This is a genomic window from Pigmentiphaga sp. MLSB6-MA01, assembly GCF_058793475.1.
The window spans coordinates 34862-55772 of the sequence record NZ_JBXAFV010000001.1; the positions used below are offsets into that span (position 1 = coordinate 34862).

General features: G+C 65.9%; 20 protein-coding genes. 8 read left to right on the plus strand and 12 right to left on the minus strand.

Going from position 1 to position 20911, the window contains the following annotated elements; translation table 11 throughout:
* Positions 1 to 9 precede the first annotated feature (9 nt).
* From rplB to rpsL, 9 genes are all read right to left on the minus strand, one after another.
* A complete protein-coding gene (gene rplB / locus AC1Q6E_RS00220) occupies positions 10 to 837 on the minus strand; it encodes a 50S ribosomal protein L2 (protein WP_152793468.1) in 828 nt (275 codons plus the stop codon).
* The gene (gene rplW, locus AC1Q6E_RS00225; protein WP_087779997.1) at positions 838 to 1137 is read right to left on the minus strand and encodes a 50S ribosomal protein L23; all 300 of its coding nucleotides are present in this window, start codon (positions 1135 to 1137) and stop codon (positions 838 to 840) included.
* Positions 1134 to 1757 carry a 50S ribosomal protein L4 gene (rplD, locus tag AC1Q6E_RS00230; protein WP_152793469.1) on the minus strand — a complete coding sequence of 208 codons (624 nt, stop codon included), beginning with the start codon at positions 1755 to 1757 and terminating at the stop codon, positions 1134 to 1136. The genes rplW and rplD overlap by 4 nt, the downstream gene beginning before the upstream one ends.
* Before the next feature lie 2 nt (positions 1758 to 1759).
* On the minus strand, positions 1760 to 2452 hold the full coding sequence (rplC, locus tag AC1Q6E_RS00235; RefSeq protein WP_087838323.1) for a 50S ribosomal protein L3: 693 nt from the start codon (positions 2450 to 2452) through the stop codon (positions 1760 to 1762).
* A gap of 244 nt (positions 2453 to 2696) precedes the next feature.
* Positions 2697 to 3008, minus strand: a complete 312-nt coding sequence (gene rpsJ / locus AC1Q6E_RS00240; protein WP_087779994.1) for a 30S ribosomal protein S10 — start codon at positions 3006 to 3008, stop codon at positions 2697 to 2699.
* A gap of 180 nt (positions 3009 to 3188) precedes the next feature.
* Complete coding sequence (gene tuf / locus AC1Q6E_RS00245) at positions 3189 to 4379, minus strand: elongation factor Tu (RefSeq protein ID WP_152793470.1); 1191 nt, start codon at positions 4377 to 4379, stop codon at positions 3189 to 3191.
* A gap of 55 nt (positions 4380 to 4434) precedes the next feature.
* Positions 4435 to 6537: an elongation factor G gene (gene fusA, locus AC1Q6E_RS00250; RefSeq protein ID WP_152793471.1), complete on the minus strand. Its 2103-nt coding sequence runs from the start codon at positions 6535 to 6537 to the stop codon at positions 4435 to 4437.
* A gap of 78 nt (positions 6538 to 6615) precedes the next feature.
* Positions 6616 to 7086, minus strand: a complete 471-nt coding sequence (rpsG, locus tag AC1Q6E_RS00255) for a 30S ribosomal protein S7 (protein ID WP_087838326.1) — start codon at positions 7084 to 7086, stop codon at positions 6616 to 6618.
* A 152-nt stretch (positions 7087 to 7238) separates the two neighbouring features.
* Complete coding sequence (gene rpsL, locus AC1Q6E_RS00260; protein WP_130356768.1) at positions 7239 to 7616, minus strand: 30S ribosomal protein S12; 378 nt, start codon at positions 7614 to 7616, stop codon at positions 7239 to 7241.
* 491 nt (positions 7617 to 8107) lie between these two features.
* Between rpsL and AC1Q6E_RS00265 the strand changes: the two genes are divergently transcribed.
* Complete coding sequence (locus AC1Q6E_RS00265; protein ID WP_152793472.1) at positions 8108 to 9058, plus strand: amidohydrolase family protein; 951 nt, start codon at positions 8108 to 8110, stop codon at positions 9056 to 9058.
* Between the two features lie 53 nt (positions 9059 to 9111).
* Positions 9112 to 10092 (plus strand): Bug family tripartite tricarboxylate transporter substrate binding protein, encoded by a 981-nt coding sequence (locus AC1Q6E_RS00270; RefSeq protein WP_296554858.1) that lies wholly within the window; start codon positions 9112 to 9114, stop codon positions 10090 to 10092.
* Positions 10093 to 10130: 38 nt separating this feature from the next.
* Here AC1Q6E_RS00270 and AC1Q6E_RS00275 read toward each other — a convergent pair whose 3' ends face one another.
* Both AC1Q6E_RS00275 and AC1Q6E_RS00280 read right to left on the minus strand, forming a co-directional pair.
* The gene (locus tag AC1Q6E_RS00275) at positions 10131 to 11867 is read right to left on the minus strand and encodes a M28 family peptidase (RefSeq protein WP_492572011.1); all 1737 of its coding nucleotides are present in this window, start codon (positions 11865 to 11867) and stop codon (positions 10131 to 10133) included.
* A 27-nt stretch (positions 11868 to 11894) separates the two neighbouring features.
* Entirely contained in the window at positions 11895 to 12941 is a 1047-nt protein-coding gene (locus tag AC1Q6E_RS00280) for a phosphotriesterase family protein (protein ID WP_492572012.1), read from the minus strand.
* A gap of 280 nt (positions 12942 to 13221) precedes the next feature.
* Between AC1Q6E_RS00280 and AC1Q6E_RS00285 the strand changes: the two genes are divergently transcribed.
* The 3 genes from AC1Q6E_RS00285 to AC1Q6E_RS00295 are packed head-to-tail and all read left to right on the plus strand — an operon-like array spanning position 13222 to position 16534.
* Positions 13222 to 14328, plus strand: a complete 1107-nt coding sequence (locus AC1Q6E_RS00285; RefSeq protein ID WP_152793475.1) for a DJ-1/PfpI/YhbO family deglycase/protease — start codon at positions 13222 to 13224, stop codon at positions 14326 to 14328.
* A gap of 49 nt (positions 14329 to 14377) precedes the next feature.
* Positions 14378 to 15358: a Bug family tripartite tricarboxylate transporter substrate binding protein gene (locus AC1Q6E_RS00290; RefSeq protein WP_296554852.1), complete on the plus strand. Its 981-nt coding sequence runs from the start codon at positions 14378 to 14380 to the stop codon at positions 15356 to 15358.
* Positions 15359 to 15370: 12 nt separating this feature from the next.
* Positions 15371 to 16534 (plus strand): M20 family metallopeptidase, encoded by a 1164-nt coding sequence (locus AC1Q6E_RS00295; RefSeq protein ID WP_152793477.1) that lies wholly within the window; start codon positions 15371 to 15373, stop codon positions 16532 to 16534.
* A gap of 16 nt (positions 16535 to 16550) precedes the next feature.
* Here AC1Q6E_RS00295 and AC1Q6E_RS00300 read toward each other — a convergent pair whose 3' ends face one another.
* On the minus strand, positions 16551 to 17288 hold the full coding sequence (locus AC1Q6E_RS00300; protein ID WP_152793478.1) for a FadR/GntR family transcriptional regulator: 738 nt from the start codon (positions 17286 to 17288) through the stop codon (positions 16551 to 16553).
* A gap of 257 nt (positions 17289 to 17545) precedes the next feature.
* Here AC1Q6E_RS00300 and AC1Q6E_RS00305 point away from each other — a divergent pair, with 257 nt between their 5' ends.
* The 3 genes from AC1Q6E_RS00305 to AC1Q6E_RS00315 all read left to right on the plus strand — a co-directional run bounded on the left by AC1Q6E_RS00305 (position 17546) and on the right by AC1Q6E_RS00315 (position 20885).
* Positions 17546 to 18016 carry an RrF2 family transcriptional regulator gene (locus AC1Q6E_RS00305; protein WP_152793479.1) on the plus strand — a complete coding sequence of 157 codons (471 nt, stop codon included), beginning with the start codon at positions 17546 to 17548 and terminating at the stop codon, positions 18014 to 18016.
* Between the two features lie 160 nt (positions 18017 to 18176).
* On the plus strand, positions 18177 to 19637 hold the full coding sequence (locus tag AC1Q6E_RS00310; RefSeq protein ID WP_492572013.1) for a catalase: 1461 nt from the start codon (positions 18177 to 18179) through the stop codon (positions 19635 to 19637).
* 261 nt (positions 19638 to 19898) lie between these two features.
* Entirely contained in the window at positions 19899 to 20885 is a 987-nt protein-coding gene (locus AC1Q6E_RS00315; protein ID WP_492572014.1) for a tripartite tricarboxylate transporter substrate binding protein, read from the plus strand.
* The last annotated feature ends 26 nt before the right edge of the window (positions 20886 to 20911 follow it).

The following is a 20911-nucleotide window of genomic DNA, read 5'->3' on the forward strand; positions in this document are numbered from 1 at the left end:
TCGCCTCGCTTACTTCTTCTTGCGCCGCTGGACGATCATATTGCTCGTCCGCTTGTTGCGGCGGGTCTTGAAACCCTTGGACGGAGTGCCCCAGGGGCTGACCGGCTCACGGGCTTCGCCAGTACGGCCTTCACCACCACCGTGCGGGTGGTCGATCGGGTTCATGGCAACACCGCGAACGGTGGGACGAATGCCACGCCAACGGGTAGCGCCAGCCTTGCCGATCTGGCGCAGGCCATGCTCTTCGTTGCTGACTTCGCCGATGGTCGCGCGGCACTCGATGTGCACCTTGCGGACTTCGCCCGAACGCAAGCGAACCTGGGCATAGGTACCTTCACGAGCCAGCAGCACGGCCGATCCACCCGCCGAACGCACCATCTGGGCGCCCTTGCCGGGGATCATTTCCACGCAGTGGATGGTGCTACCGACCGGGATGTTGCGGATCGGCAGGGTATTGCCAGCGCGGATGGGCGCTTCGCTACCGGACACCAGCGTGGCGCCGACTTCAAGACCGCGCGGGGCGATGATGTAGCGACGTTCGCCGTCGGCATAGCACAACAGAGCGATGTGCGCCGTACGGTTGGGGTCGTATTCGATGCGCTCGACCTTGGCCGGGATGCCGTCCTTGGTGCGCTTGAAATCGACCAGACGATAATGCTGCTTATGACCACCGCCGCGGTGACGCGTGGTGATATGGCCGTTGTTGTTACGGCCGGCATTCTGCATCTGCTTTTCGAGCAGACTGTCGAGCGGGCGACCTTTGTGCAGGTGGGGGTGAACCACCTTCACCATCGCGCGGCGACCGGCGGAAGTCGGCTTCAGCTTGACGAGGGGCATTTACTTCACCTCCTGCGCAAAGTCGATTTCCTGACCCGGCTTCAGCGACACGTACGCCTTGCGCTCGTTGCGGCGGCGACCGATGAAGCGGCCAAAGCGCTTGACTTTGCCCTTGGTATTGAGAACCTGCACGGACTCGACCTGCACCTTGAAGAGCAGTTCGACGGCAGCCTTGATTTCCGGCTTGGTGGCGTCTTGCAGGACGCGGAAAGCCACTTGCTGGTTCTTGTCGGCGATGAACGTGCTCTTTTCAGAGACGATCGGAGCCAGCAGAACCTGGAGCAGACGGTCGTTGCTCATCCCAGCATCTCCTCGAGCTGAGCGATCGCGGGCTTGGTGATCAACACTTTGTTGTAGTGGATCAGCGACAGCGGATCGGCATAACGGGACTCGACCACCGCCACGTGCGGCAGATTGCGCGTGGCCAGATAGAGGTTTTCGTCAACCGTATCGGTAATGATGAGGACCGAGTTCAAGCCCAGGTTCTTGAGCTTGTCGGCGGCCGCCTTGGTCTTGGGCGAATCGACCACGAAGTTCTCGACGATCGCGATCCGGTCTTCGCGGGCCAGCTGCGACAAGATCGACCGCACACCGGCGCGGTACATCTTCTTGTTCACTTTCTGGCTGAAGTTTTCTTCAGGCGAATTCGGGAAAATGCGACCACCCCCACGCCACAGCGGCGACGAGGTCATACCGGCGCGAGCGCGGCCGGTACCCTTCTGGCGCCAGGGCTTCTTGGTGGAGTGCTTGACTTCCGTGCGATCCTTCTGGGCGCGGTTGCCGCTGCGGGCGTTGGCCTGGTAGGCGATAACGACCTGGTGCACCAGCGCTTCGTTGAATTCGCGGCCGAAGACCGTATCGGGGGCGCTGACGGTCGCAGCGACCTGGCCCTGGTCATTCAGGAGCTTGAGATCTGCCATGTTCAGGCTCCTTTCACAGCGGGACGAACGACGATGTTCGCGCCGGCATGGCCCGGGACGGCGCCACGGACCAGCAGCAGGCCGCGCTCGGCGTCCACGCGGATCACGTCGAGGTTCTGCACGGTACGGGTGACGTCGCCATAATGGCCGGCCATCTTCTTGCCCGGAAACACGCGGCCCGGATCCTGCGCCATACCGATGGAGCCGGCCGAGTTGTGCGATACCGAGTTACCGTGCGAAGCGCGGTTCGACGAGAAGTTGTGACGCTTGATCGCGCCCGAGAAGCCCTTACCAATGGTCGTGCCCGTCACGTCGACCTTCTGGCCGACCGTGAAGACAGATTCCACGGTGATGACTGCGCCCGGAGCGAACTCGGCCGCTTTGGCCGGATCAAGGCGGAATTCTTTGAGCACGCTGCCCGCTTCGGCACCCGCTTTCGCGAAGTGGCCGGTGAGGGGCTTGGTGACGCGCGAAGCACGGCGCGTACCGAACGTGACCTGAACGGCGGCATAACCGTCCGTTTGCGGGGATTTGACCTGGGTCACACGGTTGTTCGACACGTCCAGCACGGTCACGGGGATGGATTCACCATCGTCCGTGAAAATGCGGGTCATGCCAACCTTGCGACCCACCAGGCCGAGCCGGAATGCGGCTGGCGTGGAGGCCGTCGATTGGGTCGACATCGTTTTCTCCATTCCCGACTACGATTGGCCGGGGCTAAAAATGGCGACACACCGAAGTGCGGCGCCGGACAGCAACGCCAGAGGCGCTGCGCCTACATTGATGCGATCAGGATTGCTGGCGGCACGATCCGGAAAAACGCCGGGAAGCCCCCGCCGGAAAACACGTGCCAAAAGCCCATGGGGTTTACCCACGGGCTAGCCGGCTAGTATAGCCTGCGCCCGGCAGCTTTTTCAAGCCCCGGGCGCAAATACTACGTTACTGCAAAGCGATTTCCACATCCACGCCAGCCGGCAGGTCCAGGCGCATCAGCGCGTCCACGGTCTTGTCGGTGGGATCCACGATATCCATCAGGCGCTGATGGGTGCGGATCTCGAACTGGTCGCGCGACGTCTTGTTGACGTGCGGCGAACGCAGCAGATCGTAGCGGCGGATACGGGTCGGCAGGGGAACCGGACCACGGACCACGGCACCCGTGCGCTTGGCGGTTTCGACGATCTCGGCGGCCGACTGGTCGATGAGCTTGTAATCGAACGCCTTGAGGCGGATGCGAATCTTCTGCTTTTTCATGAAATATCCTAAAGAGCGATGAGGCGAGGAAACCTCGCCTCGGTAGTAGTCAGATACCGCAGGCACCACAACCACACCTTCCGCACTACCACGACCCCGATCCAGGGGACAGCGGATCCGGCTCCGCCGGTCCGCCAGTCCCGCCCCCTGGGGGGCGCGCGTAAGCGCGTAGGGGGGGTCTTACTTAACGATCTTGGCAACGACGCCGGCGCCGACGGTACGACCGCCTTCACGGATGGCGAAACGCAGGCCTTCTTCCATGGCGATCGGAGCCAGCAGCTTGACCGTGATCGACACGTTGTCGCCCGGCAGCACCATTTCCTTGCCTTCCGGCAGCTCGATCGTACCCGTCACGTCCGTCGTGCGGAAGTAGAACTGGGGACGATAGCCCTGGAAGAACGGGGTGTGGCGGCCGCCCTCTTCCTTCGACAGCACGTACACTTCGGCCGTGAAGTCGGTGTGCGGCTTGATCGAACCCGGCTTGCACAGAACCTGGCCCCGCTCGACGTCCTCACGCTTGGTGCCGCGCAGCAGGATACCAACGTTGTCACCGGCCTGGCCCTGGTCCAGCAGCTTGCGGAACATTTCCACGCCCGTGCACGTCGTCTTGACCGTGTCCCGGATACCGACGATCTCGATTTCCTCGCCGACCTTGACCACGCCCCGCTCGATACGGCCCGTCACCACCGTGCCACGACCCGAGATCGAGAACACGTCTTCCACCGGCATCAGGAACGCGCCATCGACCGCGCGCTCGGGCGTCGGGATGTACGAATCCAGCGCCTCCGCCAGTTGCAGGATCGCCGCTTCGCCCAGCTCGCCCTTGTCGCCTTCCAGCGCCAGACGCGCCGAACCCTTCACGATCGGGGTGTCGTCGCCCGGGAAATCGTACTTGCTCAGCAGCTCCCGCACTTCCATTTCCACCAGTTCCAGCAGCTCGGCGTCGTCAACCAGGTCAGCCTTGTTCAGGAACACGATGATGTAGGGCACGCCAACCTGGCGCGACAGCAGGATGTGCTCGCGCGTCTGCGGCATCGGGCCGTCGGCCGCCGACACCACCAGGATCGCTCCGTCCATCTGCGCGGCACCCGTGATCATGTTCTTCACGTAGTCCGCGTGGCCCGGGCAATCAACGTGCGCGTAGTGGCGCGTCGCCGTCTCGTATTCCACGTGCGCCGTGTTGATCGTGATGCCCCGCGCCTTCTCTTCCGGCGTCGCGTCGATCTGGTCGTACGCCTTCGCCTCGCCGCCGAACTGGCGCGACAGCACCGTCGTGATCGCCGCCGTCAGCGTCGTCTTGCCGTGGTCAACGTGACCGATCGTGCCCACGTTCACGTGCGGCTTGGTACGCTCAAACTTGCCTTTTGCCATGTTCTCTCTTCCTGCAGTTTGCCTGGAGATTTAACGATTATTTGCCTGCCGCCAATTACTTGGCGCGGGCGCTGATGATTGCGTCGGCGACGTTCTTCGGCGCTTCCGCGTAATGCTTGAATTCCATCGTGTACGTCGCACGACCCTGGGTCGCGGAACGCAGCGAGGTGGAATAACCGAACATCTCGGCCAGGGGAACCTCGGCCTTGATGACCTTGCCGCCGCCGACCATGTCGTCCATGCCCTGGACCATGCCGCGACGCGAGGACAGATCGCCCATCACGGTACCGGCGTAGTCTTCCGGGGTCTCGACTTCCACGGCCATCATGGGCTCGAGCAGCACGGGGCTGGCCTTGCGCATGCCGTCCTTGAAAGCCATCGAAGCGGCCATCTTGAACGCGTTTTCGTTCGAGTCCACGTCGTGGTACGAACCGAAGAACAGAGTGACCTTGACGTCCACCACCGGATAGCCGGCCATCACGCCAGCCTGCAGGGTGTCGACACAACCCTTTTCCACGGCCGGGATGAATTCGCGAGGCACCACGCCGCCCTTGATCGCATCGACGAACTCGAAGCCCTTGCCGGCTTCCTGGGGCTCGACCTTCAGCACCACGTGACCGTACTGGCCGCGTCCGCCCGACTGCTTGACGAACTTGCCTTCGGACTCTTCGCAGACCTTGCGGATGGTTTCGCGGTAGGCCACCTGGGGCTTGCCCACGTTGGCGTCCACGCCGAACTCGCGCTTCATGCGGTCGACCAGGATTTCGAGGTGGAGCTCGCCCATGCCCGCGATGATGGTCTGGCCCGATTCTTCATCGGTACGCACGCGGAACGAGGGATCCTCGGCGGCCAGGCGGTTCAGGGCGATGCCCATCTTTTCCTGGTCGGCCTTGGTCTTGGGCTCGACGGCCTGCGCGATCACGGGCTCGGGGAACTCCATCTTTTCCAGCGTGACGATCGCGTCCGGATCGCACAGCGTTTCGCCGGTCGTGACGTCCTTCAGGCCCACGGCCGCGGCGATGTCGCCCGCCAGCACTTCCTTGATTTCTTCACGCTGGTTGGCGTGCATCTGCAGAATACGGCCGACGCGCTCTTTCTTGCCCTTGATCGCGTTGTAGACGGTGTCGCCGGAAGTCAGCACGCCCGAGTACACACGGATGAAGGTCAGCTGGCCGACGAACGGGTCCGTCATCAGCTTGAACGCCAGCGCCGAGAACTTTTCCTTGTCGTCCGCCTTGCGGACCACGGGCTGCTCGTTCTCGTCGGTACCATCGACCGGCGGAATGTCGATCGGCGAGGGCAGGTAATCGATGACCGCGTCCAGCATGGCCTGCACGCCCTTGTTCTTGAAGGCGGTGCCGCACAGCATGGGCTGGATCTCGCCGGCGATGGTGCGCTGGCGGATGGCGGACTTGATCTCGGCTTCCGACAGCTCGCCGGACTCCAGATACTTGTTCATCAGCTCTTCGGACGACTCGGCGGCGGCCTCGACCAGCTTTTCACGCCATTCGCTGCAGGTATCGGCCAGCTCGGCGGGAATGTCGCCGTAGTCGAACTTGGTGCCCTGGGTGGCGTCATCCCACAGGATGGACTTCATCTTGACCAGGTCGACCACGCCCTTGAAGCCATCCTCGGCGCCGATCGGCACTTGCAGCGGAACCGGGTTGGCCTTCAGGCGCAGACGCATCTGCTCGTAGACCTTGAAGAAGTTCGCGCCGGTCCGGTCCATCTTGTTGACGAACGCGAGACGGGGCACGCCGTACTTGTTGGCCTGGCGCCAGACGGTTTCCGACTGGGGCTGCACGCCGCCCACGGCGCAATACACCATGCAGGCGCCGTCGAGCACGCGCATGGAGCGTTCGACTTCAATCGTGAAGTCCACGTGCCCCGGGGTGTCGATGATATTGAAGCGATGCTCGGGATAATTGCCCGCCATGCCCTTCCAGAAGCAGGTGGTGGCAGCCGAGGTGATCGTGATGCCGCGTTCCTGCTCCTGCTCCATCCAGTCCATCGTGGCGGCGCCGTCGTGCACTTCGCCAAGCTTGTGGTTGACGCCCGTATAGAACAGGATACGTTCGGTGGTGGTGGTCTTCCCTGCGTCGATGTGCGCAGAGATGCCGATGTTGCGGTAGCGCTCGATCGGGGTCTTGCGGGCCATGATCGGATTTCCTTGGTGGCTGGACTGGTTGGCCCACGGCGATCGGCCGCGGGCCATTTGAGAAACGAAGAGTGCCGCTTACCAGCGGAAGTGGCTGAATGCCTTGTTGGCCTCGGCCATCTTGTGCGTGTCGTCGCGCTTCTTGACCGCGCCGCCGCGACCTTCGGACGCGTCCATCAGCTCGCCCGCCAGGCGCAGGTCCATGGACTTCTCGCCACGCTTCTTGGCGGCCTCGCGAACCCAACGCATAGCCAAGGCCAGGCGGCGCACGGGGCGCACTTCAACCGGCACTTGGTAGTTGGCGCCGCCGACCCGGCGGCTCTTGACCTCGACGATGGGCTTGACGTTGCCGATCGCCTGACCGAACACCTCGATGGGGTCCTTGCCGGTCTTGGTCTGGATTTGTTCGAGGGCGCCGTAAACGATCCGCTCTGCAACGGCCTTCTTGCCGGAGAGCATGACGACGTTCATGAATTTGGCGAGTTCAACGCTGCCGAACTTGGGATCGGGCAGGATTTCACGCTTGGGTACTTCGCGACGACGAGGCATTTCTACTTCCTATGTCTTCAGTTGAACCGCGGGCTTTCGCCGACGGCCGTGGCCTGTCATGGTGGGCTTGCGCCCCGACGGGCCCCTTACTCGTGCCGCCCCTGCAGACCAGGACGCGGCAACGCAACGGGTAAAGCGGCAAGACCCGGGGATCAGGCCTTCTTGGGGCGCTTGGCGCCGTACTTCGAGCGGGACTGCTTGCGATCCTTCACGCCTTGCAGGTCCAGCGAACCGCGGACGATGTGGTAGCGCACACCCGGGAGATCCTTCACCCGGCCGCCGCGCACCAGCACCACCGAGTGCTCCTGCAGGTTGTGACCTTCGCCGCCGATATACGAAATGACTTCGAAACCGTTGGTCAGGCGCACCTTGGCAACCTTACGCAAAGCCGAGTTCGGCTTCTTGGGGGTCGTGGTGTAGACACGGGTGCAAACGCCGCGACGCTGCGGGCTGCTTTCAAGAGCGGGCGACTTGCTCTTGGCGTGGCTGGATTCGCGCGGCTTGCGCACGAGTTGGCTGATAGTTGGCATAAGCCCTCTTCCGTAACCTTTTGGGGTCTTTTGGTTAGGTCTGCGGCCTACGTCACAAGGCCCAGACGTCTACAACAAGCCGTCCGGCAGCGCGGCCCCGAGCAGGAAGCCGCTACCGGGGCGAACCGGAAGAGGAACATGCACGGGCCGCACGATCGTGCGGCATGAAAACCTGCTGGGGGAGGAACGCCGCGACGCGGCTCTTGAGAAAGGCAGGATTTGCGGGACATCCGAGCGATTGTGCCTGCCGGATATTGCAATTCTGCACATCAAAGAACGCGCGGCCCGGGCGAGCCGACTCCAGAGAGCTTGCCATAATAACGCGGCCAAAAACAGGCTGTCAATGCTCTACGTAGGCGCGGCCCCCGTCCCCGCGGTCGGGGCCCAGGGAATTCCCGATTTTCTCAAAAAACGATTGCGTTCGTTGCGCAAACGCCTAAACTTCAACCAGGCTGCCTTACAGCCTTACATCCAAGAAGGTTGATTCAACCATGCCATGCGCCTGCCATCATCGCATCGACGTGCATCATCACCTGTTCCCACCGTCGTTCCAGTCCTGGCTCGGCACCCAGGACCATTACCTGGCGCGCGGCCCCGCCGCCGACTGGACGCCCATGCGCTCCATCGAGGATATGGACGAGGCGGGCATTCAGACCGCGATGACCTCGTTGACGGCCCCCGCCTTCGAGGCGATGAAGCCGGCCGCGCGGCGGGAAGCCACCCGCGCGGGCAACGAATTCGGCGCCACCATGATGCGCGACCATCCCGGCCGCTTCGGCCTGTTCGCCAGCCTGCCCCTGCCCGAGGTCGACGCCAGCCTGGCCGAGATCGCCCATGCGCTGGACACCCTGGGCGCCGACGGCATCGGCCTGCTGACGAGCTACGCCGGCAAATGGCTGGGTGACCCCGCGTTCGCGCCGGTCCTGGACGAATTGAACCGCCGCCGCGCGGTCGTCTATGTCCATCCCACCGCGCCGGACTGCTGCGTGAATCTGATTCCAGGCGTGCAGAACTGGGTCGTGGAGTTCCCGGTGGATACGACGCGGACGCTGGCGAGCCTGATTTTTTCCGGCACGGTGCGGCGCTGCCCCGACATCCGCTTCATCTTCGCCCATTGCGGCGGCGTGCTGCCGCTGCTGGCCGACCACTTCGAACGCATGCTGGCGGTCACCCCCGACGGCGCACGCCTGCTGCCGCAGGGCCTGCCCGCCGCGCTGCGCCAGTTCCACTACGACATCGCGCTGCGCGCCCACCCGGTCGGGCTGTCCTCCATGCTGCAGACGGTAGGCGCCTCGCGGCTGCTGTTCGGCACGGACGCCCCGCTGCGCCGCAGCCTCGACACCGTGCGAGGCCTCCATGGGCTCGCACTCGACCCGGAAAGCGTGGCCGCGATCGAGCGCGGCAACGCCGTCCGCCTGCTCGACCGCTTCCAGACGGACTGACGGCCGCGCGCCGCCCGCCCGTTTCCGATGGCCCCATGTATCGAGAACGAACCATGATGACGACACCGAAAGCCTTGAGCGGGGCGGTTCTGGCCACTGCCCTGGCCCTCCAGCCGGCCCTCGCGCAGGAGGGAGACTTCCCCAACCGGCCCATCCGGCTGGTCCTGCCCTTTGCCGCCGGCGGCGGCGCCGACGCCGTCGGACGCCTGTTCGCCCAGCAGATGAGCGCCGACCTGGGCCATCCCGTGGTCGTGGAGAACATCACGGGCGCTGGCGGCATGATAGGAACGGCGCGCGCCGCGCGGGCCGAACCCGACGGCTACACCCTGCTGATCGGCACGCCCAGCACCCACGGCACGAACTCCGCGGTCTATACCAAGCTGAGCTACGACCCCATCAAGGATTTCCGCCCGGTCTCGCTGCTGGCGACATCGCCGCTGATGCTGATCGCCGCGCCGGGCTTCCAGGGAAGCACCGTCCGGGATCTCATCAACGCGGCGAAGGCCTCGCCCGGCGCACTGGCCTACGGCTCGTACGGACTCGGCAGCATCAATCACCTCGCCATCGAAATGTTCCTGTCCGCGGCGGGCATCCAGGCCAACCACATCCCTTATAAGGGGTCGGCGCCCGCGATGACCGACCTGATCTCCGGCCAGATCCAGTTCACCATCGACGGGCCGACGGCGCTGGGCTTCATCCGCAGCGGCAAGGTCAAACTACTGGGAACAGGCAGCGCGCAACGCTGGGCGACCTTTCCGGACACACCGACCATCGCCGAATCGGGCCTGCCCGGCTACGAGGCGCTGACCTGGTTCGGCATGTTCGCGCCGGCCGGAACGCCGGACGCTGTGGTCGCCCGGCTCAACCGGGCGGTCGACCAGGCGCTGGCGAACGAGAAAACCCGCGCCGGCCTCGCGTCCATGGGCCTGGACCCGGCTGGCGGCGCGCCGAAGAAGCTGGGCGAGACCGTCGAGGCCGAGATACGCAAGTGGACCGCCATCGCGCGGGAAAAATCGATCCGCCTGGATCCCTGAACCACCGCCCCCCCGCCGGGCGGGGCCCGCCACGAGCCTCAGCCCGCGGCCCCCAGGCACCGCTCGATCTCGCCGACCGCCTCGGCCAGGGCATCGCCGATACGGTTGCGCTGGCGCAGGAAGTCGATCTCCTGTCCCACCCACTCCGGCGTGCCGGCCGCTTCCGCCGCCCAGTCGCCCAGGCCGTGCAGTCCGGGCAGCGGCGCGGTCTGCGCGCTCAGCCCGTACGTGTCATGGCCATAGCGCCCCCGGACCGTATGGGTGACGGGAATCAGGAGGCGGCTCAGCCGCTTCAGGCTGGCATTGACGGCGCCCGCATGGGCCGCCGCGCCGCCCGCCTCGATCCACGCGTCCAGCCGGGCGACTCCGGCCTGGAACCGGCGCGCCTCCGCCGCGATCTCATCCAGGGGCAGCGGCGCCCCCGAGCCTGCCAGTTCATCCAGGCGCCGGACGATTTCCTCGGCCACGCCGCCGAACGCCATCGGCAGGATGGGGGCGGTACACAACTCCCACAGGTAGGCGCCATACACACGCAGGTGCATCGCCAGGGCGTCCCAGTCGACCTTGTCCAGCGTGTTCTCGACCGTGTGATGCCAGGCCCCCAGGGTGGCGTTGGCCGTCTGCCTGAGCGTGCCGGCGTCGAACGTGGCCAGGCCGCTCAGCATCGGCACGCCAGCGCCGAAGAACGAGGTATCGCCGATCTTCAGCGCCCGGCGCCAGGACCACGGCCGCCCCTCGGTCCACTGCTTGTCCACCCGTTCCTGGAACCCTCGCAACTCGGTGTTCGAGGTGGCTCCCCACTGGGTGGCGCCGGCGCAACCGGGCTGGTCGATCTGGAGATAGGCGACCGCATGGCGCTGCAGGCGCCGCCAATGCCGGTCCGCGTACCAGGACGAGCCGATCATCGTGCCCGTCTCGTGCCCGACCCAGAATCCGAATTCCAGTCCGCGCAGCAGCTTTCCCCGGTGCGGCGCGAACACCCGCGCCAGCTCCAGCATGCAGGCCATGCCGGTGGCGTTGTCGGTGGCCTGCGGACCTTCCCACGAATCGATGTGCCCACCCACCAGGACGAAATCGTCGGTCCGGCCCCGCAAGGTGCCGACCCCGACCTGGACCGGCCGCCAGGGGTTGGCCACGCGCGTGTGCAGGCACGCGCGCAGCGGCCCCTCGCGCAGCCGCGCCCGCAGGCGCTCCCCTTCGGCCCGCGACACGCCCACGCACGGCAGGACGGCCGCCTCTCCCCGCGTGGAGGCGGGCGAAGGATTGCCCCAGCCCGGCTTGACCGAACCGTACGGCAGGGTCTCGTCGGCGGGATGCCCCCAGTTGATGCCGATGTAGCCGACGGCGCCGTGCAGGGCCGCCAGGCGCTGCTTTTCCTGGCGCCCCGGGCCCGACAGGGTATCGACGAGTACGATGCGCCCGCCCACGTCCAGCCTGCGGAAATCGGCGGCCGATCCACCTCCCGCGTCGACGATCTCGGCCTCGACGCCAGCCTCGGGAGTGGGCGCGCTGTGGCCCAGCGTCATCGCGCGCACGCGCCGGGCGCCGGGTCCCGCCAGGTCGACGTGGGTTTCCCGCGGGAAACTCACCAGCCCCGGAAAGCTGTGCACCGCCGCCTCCAGGCCCGACCGGCGCATCGCCTCCACACAATATTCGGCGGTCAGCCGCACATGCTCGGTACCGGCGAGCCGCGTCGGGTAGCGTTCGGTCGTGGCGACCACGTGCTGGCGCAGTTCCTGCGCCGAGAAACCATCCACCACGGGATTGTCGGACATGCCTTTCTCCTGGTCGGACGGAAACTGCTACAGGGAATCCATGGACAGCAGCCGGCGCGGATTCTCGACCATCATGCGGTGGACGTCGGCATCGGTGAAGCCCTTGCCGCGCAGCCGCGGCACGAAGGTCTCGAAGATGTACCCCAGGCCCACGCCCTGGTTCAGCAACTGCGGATTCTCCTGGGTGGCGGGTCCCCGCGGATTGAAGAACCAGCGGTCGTAGGTAATGACCATCTGGTCCATGTAGCCTTTGTCGGCCAGGACCTGCATCAGCCCGGCCATGGACTCGTCCAGGCCTTCGTCGCCGTCGAAGCGCCAGGGAATCCCGATGTGATCCACCTGCACGGTCGCGCCCCGCCGCACGATGGCCTCGATCTGCTCGACGCCCCGCGGCTCGACGAAGGCATGGCCGACAATCACCTTGCCGAGGTCCGCGCCTTCCTCTTCCAGTATCTCGAGCTGCTCGACCCCCGGATTGGTCACCGTATAGTCCATCGGGTCGGTATGAGTGTTGATGCAGCACAGGGTCTTGCGCTGGGCCCGGGCGGCCGCGCGGATCAACCTGTCTTCGTACTGGTGGATGCGGCGCCCGTTGGGCCCCATGGGACTGGGGGCCGGATGCACGCTTTCCTGCCCGGTGGCGATCTTGATCGCCCCAGCCTTGATGCCGGTCGCGGCGCCGGCGAACACCATGCCCTCGGTCAGGTCCCGGTAGTAGAAGTCCGTCAGTTCGTCCACGGACTGGCGCCGGAACCAGTAGGGAATGCCCATGCGCTCGGGAAAGAAGCCGCTGACGGCGATGATATTGGCCCCCGTGCGCTCGGCAACCCGCTTCATCAGTTCGGGATTGCGGCCCACCTCCGCCGGCGTCATGTCGACCAGGGTACCGTAGCCGTATGCATCCATGCCCGCCTTGAGTTCGGCCGAGATCCGCGCCACGGCATCCTCCAGCACATAGCTGGACCGGTGGTCGTGCTCGCCGCCCGGATAGGTGTAGAGCAGATGCTCATGCGTCAACGTCACGCCCATCCGATCGACCGGCACATCGCCCGTCACGGTCCTGATCTTCTTCATTGCCATCTCCACGGGTTGTCCAAAAAAGCGATCCTGCCGGGATCGCCCATCCTGTCATACAGCTATGTGCAACAACAATGGGCCGAAAGGGGGCACTCCGCCCCTGCCTCACTCCGGCCTTACCTCAAAATGAATTCCAGAATAAAAATTTATTCTTATAAATCAATAGCTTGATTAAAAACACCGGATGCATCGGTGAAAAACATTGCCAAAGCATTGATGGATGGATAGAGTACAACCTATCTTACAGCCTTACAACTAATTCCGTAGGGAGTGATCCGTGAGTAAACCCGTCGCAGTGCTTCTCTATCCCGGCTTCCAGGAGCTGGAGTTCTGGTATCCCGTCCTGCGGCTGCGCGAGGCGCGGCGGGAAGTGGTGGTGCTCGGCACGGCGGGCCAGGATGCCGCCTACAGCCGCCTGGGCTATCCGGTCGTGCCGAACCGGGCCGTGGCCGGGGCTTCGGGAGCGGACTTCGCCGCCGTCGTGATCCCTGGCGGCAACACCGGCGCGTTGGGGCACGACCCCGTCCTGCGCGCATTCCTGGACGAGGCGGCCCAGGCCGGCGCCTTGCTGGCGGCCGTCTCCGAAGGCCGGTCCCTGCTGGGCAAGGCCGTGGATGGCGCGATCACCGCCGCCAGCACGGACGACCTGCCCGCCTGGGGACACCGGCTCATGTCCGCGCTGGACGCCACGTCCTCCCTCGCCCTGCCCCGCGAAGCCCGCATCGCCATCCTGGCCGAGAACCAGTATCAGGAACTCGAACTCTGGCACCCCTTGCTGCGCCTGCGCGAAGCGGGCGCCCACGTGCTGGTCGTCGGTCCCGCCCGGGACCAGGTCTATGCGAGCAAGCTCGGCTACCCCGTCCGGCCCGACTTGGCCGTGGCGGACGTGACCGCCGGGGATTTCGATGCCGTCGTCATTCCGGGCGGGTTCGCCCCCGAAGGCATGCGCCGGCACAAGGCGATGATCGACTTCGTGCGCGACATGGACGCACGCGGCAACCTGGTGGCCGCCATCTGCCACGCCGGCTGGGTACTGGCCTCGGCCGGCATCGCCAAGGACCGGGACGTCACCTGCGTCGCGCTGATCCGCGACGACGTGATCCACGCGGGCGGACGCTACCGCGACGAAGCCGTCGTACGCGACCGCAACCTGATCACCTCGCGCCTGCCCAGCGACCTGCACCTGTTCTGCGGCGCCATCCTGGACTACCTGCGCGACGCGCCGGCCGCATCGCCGGCCGGCCGGCGCCTGGCGCCCGCAGACGGACGCGCCCCGGCCTCGGCGGTCCATGCGCAACGCGCCGTCCTCGGCATGGGACCGCGCGGCATCGCTTCGGCCGATTACACGACCGTGGTCAACCTGGGCGAAACCGTCGTCCGCTGAGTCCCGCCCTTCCTGCCGTCTCGACGTCCCTTTCCGTGGAGCGATGAACATGAAACCGCGCCTCTCGCATCTGTTGTCCGTGCTGGTCCTGCCCACCGCGATACCGATAGCCGCGCAAGCCGCCGGCCAGTATCCCGAAAAACCCGTGCGCATCGTCGTCGGCTTCACCGCCGGCGGCCCGGCGGACATCATCGCCCGCGTCATGGCGCAGAAACTGGGCGAAAGCCTCGGCCAGAGCTTCATCGTGGAAAACGTGCCGGGCGCCGGTGGCAATATCGCCGCGGCCCGGGTCGCCAAGGCCTCGCCCGACGGCTACACGCTGCACGTCATCAGCACCGGCTTCATCATCAATCCCAGCCTGTACGTGCGCGACGTCGGCTACGATCCGCTCAGGGACTTCGAGCCCATCGCCATGCTGGCGGCCTCGCCCAACATCGTCAGCGTGAACACGCAGATGAAGGTGGACTCCGCCAAGGGCCTGATCGATCTCATCAAGGCCCACCCCACGCAGTACAGCTACGCCCACCCCGGCATAGGCTCCACCCCCCATCTGAACGGCGAGCTGTTCAAGCTGACCTACAAGCTGGACGGACTGACCACGGTTCCCTTCAACGGCACGCCGCAACTGCTGGCTTCCGCCGTCTCCGGGGACACGCCCATCGTCTTCACCTCGCTGCCCTCGGCCCTGCCCTTCATACGCGACGGCAAGCTCAAACCCGTCATGGTGCTGAGCAAGGAACGCAGCGAGATCCTGCCCAACGTCCCCGGCACGATCGAGTCAGGCACGCCTGGCCTGGAAGGCGACACGGTATCGGGAATCCTGGCGCCCGCCGGCACGCCGCGGCCCATCATCGACAGGCTCAACGCGGCCATCAGGAAAGCCGCGGCCATGCCCGAGGTCAAGACGCAGTTGCTGAACGTGGGCTTCTCCGTCGCCCCGAGTTCGCCGGAGGAATTCCGGACCCGCATCAAGGGCGAGATCGACAGGTGGCAGCACGTCATCCGCAATGCCAACATCCGGATCGAATGAAGGAAACCGCCCATGAAGGCGACACAGGAACGGGCACTGGCCGACTGGCTACGGCGGCGTGAACCCGCGATGCTGGAACTGCTGGAAGCACTGGTCAACATGGACAGCGGCAGCAGCGACAAGGGAAACGTGGACCAGGTGGGACTGCGGCTCGAAGCCGCGCTGCGTGAGGCCGGCATCGCCACGGTGCGCCACCCCCTGCCCGAACACGGGGATTGCGTCAGCGGGGAGCTGCCCGGCGCATGCGCGGGACAGGGACATGTGCTGCTGCTGGGCCACATGGACACGGTCTTTCCCCCGGGCACGGCGCAGGCCCGGCCATTCCGGGTGGACGGCCGCACCGCCTACGGCCCCGGCGTGGCGGACATGAAGGCAGGCCTGGTCATGAACCTGTTCGTGGTCCGCGCGTTCGCCGAAGTCGGCGGCAACCCGCTGCCGCTGCGCGTACTGTTCACCGGCGACGAGGAAATCGCCTCCCCCGCCTCGCGCGGCCTGACCCAGGACATGGCCCGGGGAGCGCGCGCGGTCTTCAATGCCGAACCGGGTCGGCCCACCGGCAATGTGGTGACCGGCCGCAAGGGGGCGCTGTTCATGGATTTCGAGATCCGGGGCGTAGCGGCCCACTCCGGCGTCAATCCCGAGCAGGGTGCCAGCGCCATCGAAGCCCTCGCGCGCAAGACCATGGCCCTGCACGGACTGGCGGATCCCGGGCGAGGCGTCTCCACCAACGTGGGTACCGTGTCGGGGGGCATGTCCGTGAACACCGTGGCGGATTTCGCGCGGGGCCAGCTCGACGTGCGCTTTCCCGATGGCGTGGATCGCGCCGAACTCCGGCAGAGGATCGCCGGCATCATCGAACAGGAATCGCCCGCCTGCACCTGCGGCAGGATCGTGCGCGAAGGCCTTTTCCTGCCGCTCGCCACCACGGCCATGACCCTGGACGTGCTGGCCCGCTACCAGGATGCCGCGCGCGAGACGGGCTTCTCGGTCGAAGGCGAATACACCGGCGGCTCGGCCGACAGCGGCCTGACCTCGGCGGTGGGCGCTCCGACGTTGTGTGCGGTCGGCCCGGTGGGAGGACACGTCCATACGGACCGCGAATACTGCCGGCTGGACTCGTTGGTGCCGCGGGCCCAGGCGCTGGCGCTGGCCATCGCACGGCTCGAGCCGGCCTGAGCCGCCCGCGGCCCCGTCAGGCCGGAGAACCGTCCGGAGCGGCGACCCGCGACAGCGCGGACGCCCCGCCCCCGAACACCGCCTCGCCCGCTTCCAGATGCCTGGCCATGGCCTGGCCGGCCGCGGCCGGATCGCGCCGCACGATCGCCTGGTAGATCTCCGCGTGCTCCGTCCTGGCCTCGCCGCGCCGGTGCGGCGCCTTGGTCAGTTCCTTGGTGTAGTCCTCCAGGATGCCCCGCATCTCTTCGATCAACATCACGAAGAGAGGGTTGCCCGAGGCGTTCGCGATGGCCACGTGAAAATCCATGTCGAGCTGGTTGCGGCGGTCCGGATCGCTGGTTTCGGCAATGCGGCCGAGCAGCGAAGCCAGGACGCCTATGTCCTGTTCGGTCCGCTTGACGGCGGCCAGTTGCACCACGGGAACCTCGAGCGCACAACGGACCTCCTGTATCTGCGCGGGGGTGTAGCGCCCGAAGATCAATGCGCCGCTGATGCGATCCGACACGACGAACGTGCCCCGCCCGGTCTGCGACTCGGTGTAGCCCAGGGCCTGCAGGGACATCAGGGCTTCCCGCACCACCGGACGGCTGACGCCGAACGAGCTGGCCAGCTCCGCTTCGGAGGGCAGGCGTTCTTCCGGTCGGAACGCGCCGCTTTCTATCCGCTTCTGCAACTGCGCCTGCACGTAGGCGGCGGCTGTGCGCCGCTCCATTTTCTCGAACGGCTCGATCTCGGTTCTATTCTCTGCTGGCATGACCTGGACACCCGGAACGATGGCAAAGCCATCTTGCTGCCTGACAGGTTACCACGACTCCCCCACGGGAAGCCGGCCCGGGGTGCCCTGCGGGTCCGGCGCCACCGCCGGCTTGCCGCCGTTGCGATCCAGGCAGAGCGTGCAGCCGCCGTACATGTCTTGCGCCGAGCGCGGCCTGCGGACCCTCTCGTTCGGAACGCTGGTCAATCATAATCTGGATGGATATAGTCCGGATTATCCATTGCGAGGCACGAACCATGAGGATGAGCGAAGGCGTGGAATGGGGCCTGCATTGCTGCGTGGCCCTGGGCTGGATGGGGCAGGACGAGGTGGTGTCCACCGCCAGGCTGGCGGCCAAGTTCGGGCTGCCCGCCGCCTATCTGAACAAGTCGCTGCAGGCGCTCGCGCGGGCCGGCATCCTGGCGTCGTCGGCGGGCCCCAAGGGCGGCTTCCGGCTGGCCCGCCCGCCGGCGCGGATCACGCTGCTGGACGTGGTCGATGCCATCGAAGGCCAGGAGACGGCTTTCCGCTGCACCGAGATCCGGCGCAACGGCGAAGGCGCGGCCCCGCCCGCCGAATGCCGCCGGCCCTGTGCGATCGCCTCGGCCATGCATGGCGCCGAAGCCGCCTGGCGCAAGGAGCTGTCGCGCCAGACGATCGCCATGATCATGGACAAAGCCCCGAGGAGCGCGGTGGAGCGCACGGTGCGCTGGCACGCGTGCGCCTGACCGGCGGCGCGCCGCCCCAATCAAGTTACATTTTGACACACAAGGCAGGGCGGGCTTTGTGCGCCCCGTCACGGCTTCTTGGCTAGGATGGGCCATTCGCAGGGCAAAGACCGAAAGCGTCCTTGGACACGAACATCAACCGCCATTCAGGAGTCCCACAATGAGCGACAAGACCCCCCTCCCCGGCCACAGCACCACCAGCGCCGGCGCCCCCGCCCCCAGCGACCGTAATTCGCTGACGGCGGGCAGCGACGGACCGCTGGTCCTGCACGATGTGCATTTCCTCGAACAGATGGCGCACTTCAACCGGGAAAAAGTCCCCGAGCGCCAGCCCCACGCGAAGGGCTCGGGCGCCTTCGGCGTCTTCGAGGCCACCGAGGACATCTCCCGCTACACCAAGGCCGCCCTGTTCCAGAAAGGCTGTAAGACCGAGATGCTGGCCCGGTTCTCCACGGTGGCCGGCGAATCCGGCAGCCCGGACACCTGGCGCGACGTGCGCGGCTTCTCGCTGAAGTTCTACACCACCGAAGGCAACTACGATCTGGTCGGCAACAACACGCCCGTCTTCTTCGTACGCGATCCGATCAAGTTCCCCCATTTCATCCGCAGCCAGAAGCGCCTGCCCGACTCGGGCCTGCGCGACGCCCACATGCAGTGGGACTTCTGGACGCACAATCCCGAATCGGCGCACCAGGTCACCTACCTGATGGGCGATCGCGGCATCCCGCAGTCCTGGCGCCACATGAACGGCTTCGGGTCGCACACCTACATGTGGGTCAACGCGGCGAGCGAGAAATTCTGGGTCAAGTATCACTTCCACAACCAGCAGGGCGAAAAGAACCTGACCAACGAGGAAGCCGCCCGCATCGCCGGCCAGGACGCCGACTACCACCGGCGCGACCTGTTCGAAGCGATCGCGCGCGGGGAACATCCCAAGTGGGTGCTGTCGGTGCAGGTCATGCCGTATGCCGAGGCCAAGACTTACCGCTTCAACCCCTTCGACCTGACCAAGGTGTGGCCGCACAAGGACTATCCGCTGATCAAGGTCGGCGTGATGACCCTGAACCGCAACCCGGTCAACTTCTTCGCCGAGATCGAACAGGCCGCCTTCTCGCCCGGCAATACCGTGCCGGGCATCGGCCTGTCGCCCGACAAGATGCTGCTGGGCCGCGCCTTCGCCTACAACGACGCCCATCGCGCCCGCATCGGCACCAACTTCCACCAGTTGCCCGTGAACCGTCCGAAAGTGCCGGTCAACACCTACATGTTCGACGGCCACATGGCCTATGAGCACGCCGGCAATGCCGCCACCTACGCGCCCAACAGCACGGGACGCGCCTGGGCCGACGGCGGCGCGGCGCAGGAAGAAAGCTGGGAGGTCGACACCAGCCTGGTCCGGGAAGCCTACAAGCTGCGCAAGGACGACGACGACTTCGGCCAGGCCGGCGCGCTGGTGCGCGACGTCTTCGACGACGCGCAGCGCCAGCGGCTGGTCGATACCGTGGTGGGCGGGCTGAAATCCGGCGTGCGCTCGCCGGTGCTCGAGCGGGCGTTCGACTACTGGAAGCAGGTCGACGCCGACATCGGCCGCCGCATCGAGGCCCAGTACAAGGCGGGCTAGCCCCCCGCCATCCGGCGGCGCATCCCCCGCGCCGCCGGCCCCCATCTGGCCCGGAACTTGCTCGCAGAAGGATCGATGACCGGTCGGCGCCCACATCCGGGGCAAACATTTCGCATCATTAGGTGATTCCCCCAATGAGCGCTCGGCCAAATACTCAGTACAGTGAATATATTGATCAGTCTACTGAGTAATTTTGGTGCATCACGGCACACATCCAGTGCGCCACTCCGATCCGATCAACCCGACCCCTGCGAGCTCCCCATGCTGACCAAGATGCCCGTCCAACTGCTGTGCTCCCTGGCCTTCGCCGCGGCCCTCCTGCCCGCGGCGAAGGCCGAAGTCAAGGCAGCCCCAACCTTCCCCGTCAAGACGGTCGAGATCACCGTGCCCTACGCCGTGGGCGGCGGGGTCGACATGCTGGCCCGGCTCATCGGCGACCAGCTCGGCAGGCTCGGGCAGTCCGTCATCGTCGAGAACAAGGCGGGCGCCGGCAGTACCGTGGGCACCCGCATCGTCGCGGGCAAGCCCAAGGACGGCCATTCCCTGCTGATGATGAACGACGCCTATTCCCTGGCGCCCGCCATCTACAAGAACCTGGGCTACGACCCCAAGAAGGATCTGGCGGCCGTGATCAATGTCGCCTACGCTCCCATGCTGGTGGTGGTGCCGGCGTCCTCGCGCTTCAAGACCCTGGCCGACGTGGTGGAGGTGGGCCGCCAGCCGGGCTCCAAGCTGTCGTACGGCTCCTGCGGCGCCGGGACCGACCCGCACCTGGCGGGCGAAATGATGAACATCGAGTTCAAGATGCACAACGTGCACGTTCCGTACAAAGGCTGTGGCCCCGCCCTGGTCGACGTCCTGGGCGGGCAGGTGGACCTGGCGATAGTCACCATCTCCGGCGCGCTGACCTACATTTCCTCGGGCAAGCTGCGCGCGCTGGCCATCACCTCCAGCGACCGCTCGAAGGCCGTGCCCGACGTGCCCACCGTGGCCGAGAGCGGCGCACCCGGCTTCAACCTCAGCCAATGGCAGGGGCTGGCGGTTCCCGGCGGCACGCCGGACAACGTCAAGATGGACATCTACAAGACGGTGTCGGCCATCATGAAGACCGACGCCATGCGCAAGCGGCTCGAGGACCTGGGCTACACCACCGCGGACGAAGGCCCGGCCGCGTTCCAGAAAATCGTCAACGACGACATCGACCGTTTTGCCGCGCTGGCCAAGAAGATCGGCCTGAGCGCGGACTGAGAATCCGAGCATCCACCAAAAGGAAA

Coding starts and splice junctions, on each gene's coding strand:
- rplB (WP_152793468.1), bottom strand. CDS start 837: ATGCCCCTCGTCAAGCTGAAGCCGACTTCCGCCGGTCGCCGCGCGATG.
- rplW (WP_087779997.1), bottom strand. CDS start 1,137: ATGAGCAACGACCGTCTGCTCCAGGTTCTGCTGGCTCCGATCGTCTCT.
- rplD (WP_152793469.1), bottom strand. CDS start 1,757: ATGGCAGATCTCAAGCTCCTGAATGACCAGGGCCAGGTCGCTGCGACC.
- rplC (WP_087838323.1), bottom strand. CDS start 2,452: ATGGAGAAAACGATGTCGACCCAATCGACGGCCTCCACGCCAGCCGCA.
- rpsJ (WP_087779994.1), bottom strand. CDS start 3,008: ATGAAAAAGCAGAAGATTCGCATCCGCCTCAAGGCGTTCGATTACAAG.
- tuf (WP_152793470.1), bottom strand. CDS start 4,379: ATGGCAAAAGGCAAGTTTGAGCGTACCAAGCCGCACGTGAACGTGGGC.
- fusA (WP_152793471.1), bottom strand. CDS start 6,537: ATGGCCCGCAAGACCCCGATCGAGCGCTACCGCAACATCGGCATCTCT.
- rpsG (WP_087838326.1), bottom strand. CDS start 7,086: ATGCCTCGTCGTCGCGAAGTACCCAAGCGTGAAATCCTGCCCGATCCC.
- rpsL (WP_130356768.1), bottom strand. CDS start 7,616: ATGCCAACTATCAGCCAACTCGTGCGCAAGCCGCGCGAATCCAGCCAC.
- AC1Q6E_RS00265 (WP_152793472.1), top strand. CDS start 8,108: ATGCCATGCGCCTGCCATCATCGCATCGACGTGCATCATCACCTGTTC.
- AC1Q6E_RS00270 (WP_296554858.1), top strand. CDS start 9,112: ATGATGACGACACCGAAAGCCTTGAGCGGGGCGGTTCTGGCCACTGCC.
- AC1Q6E_RS00275 (WP_492572011.1), bottom strand. CDS start 11,867: ATGTCCGACAATCCCGTGGTGGATGGTTTCTCGGCGCAGGAACTGCGC.
- AC1Q6E_RS00280 (WP_492572012.1), bottom strand. CDS start 12,941: ATGAAGAAGATCAGGACCGTGACGGGCGATGTGCCGGTCGATCGGATG.
- AC1Q6E_RS00290 (WP_296554852.1), top strand. CDS start 14,378: ATGAAACCGCGCCTCTCGCATCTGTTGTCCGTGCTGGTCCTGCCCACC.
- AC1Q6E_RS00295 (WP_152793477.1), top strand. CDS start 15,371: ATGAAGGCGACACAGGAACGGGCACTGGCCGACTGGCTACGGCGGCGT.
- AC1Q6E_RS00300 (WP_152793478.1), bottom strand. CDS start 17,288: ATGCCAGCAGAGAATAGAACCGAGATCGAGCCGTTCGAGAAAATGGAG.
- AC1Q6E_RS00305 (WP_152793479.1), top strand. CDS start 17,546: ATGAGGATGAGCGAAGGCGTGGAATGGGGCCTGCATTGCTGCGTGGCC.
- AC1Q6E_RS00310 (WP_492572013.1), top strand. CDS start 18,177: ATGAGCGACAAGACCCCCCTCCCCGGCCACAGCACCACCAGCGCCGGC.
- AC1Q6E_RS00315 (WP_492572014.1), top strand. CDS start 19,899: ATGCTGACCAAGATGCCCGTCCAACTGCTGTGCTCCCTGGCCTTCGCC.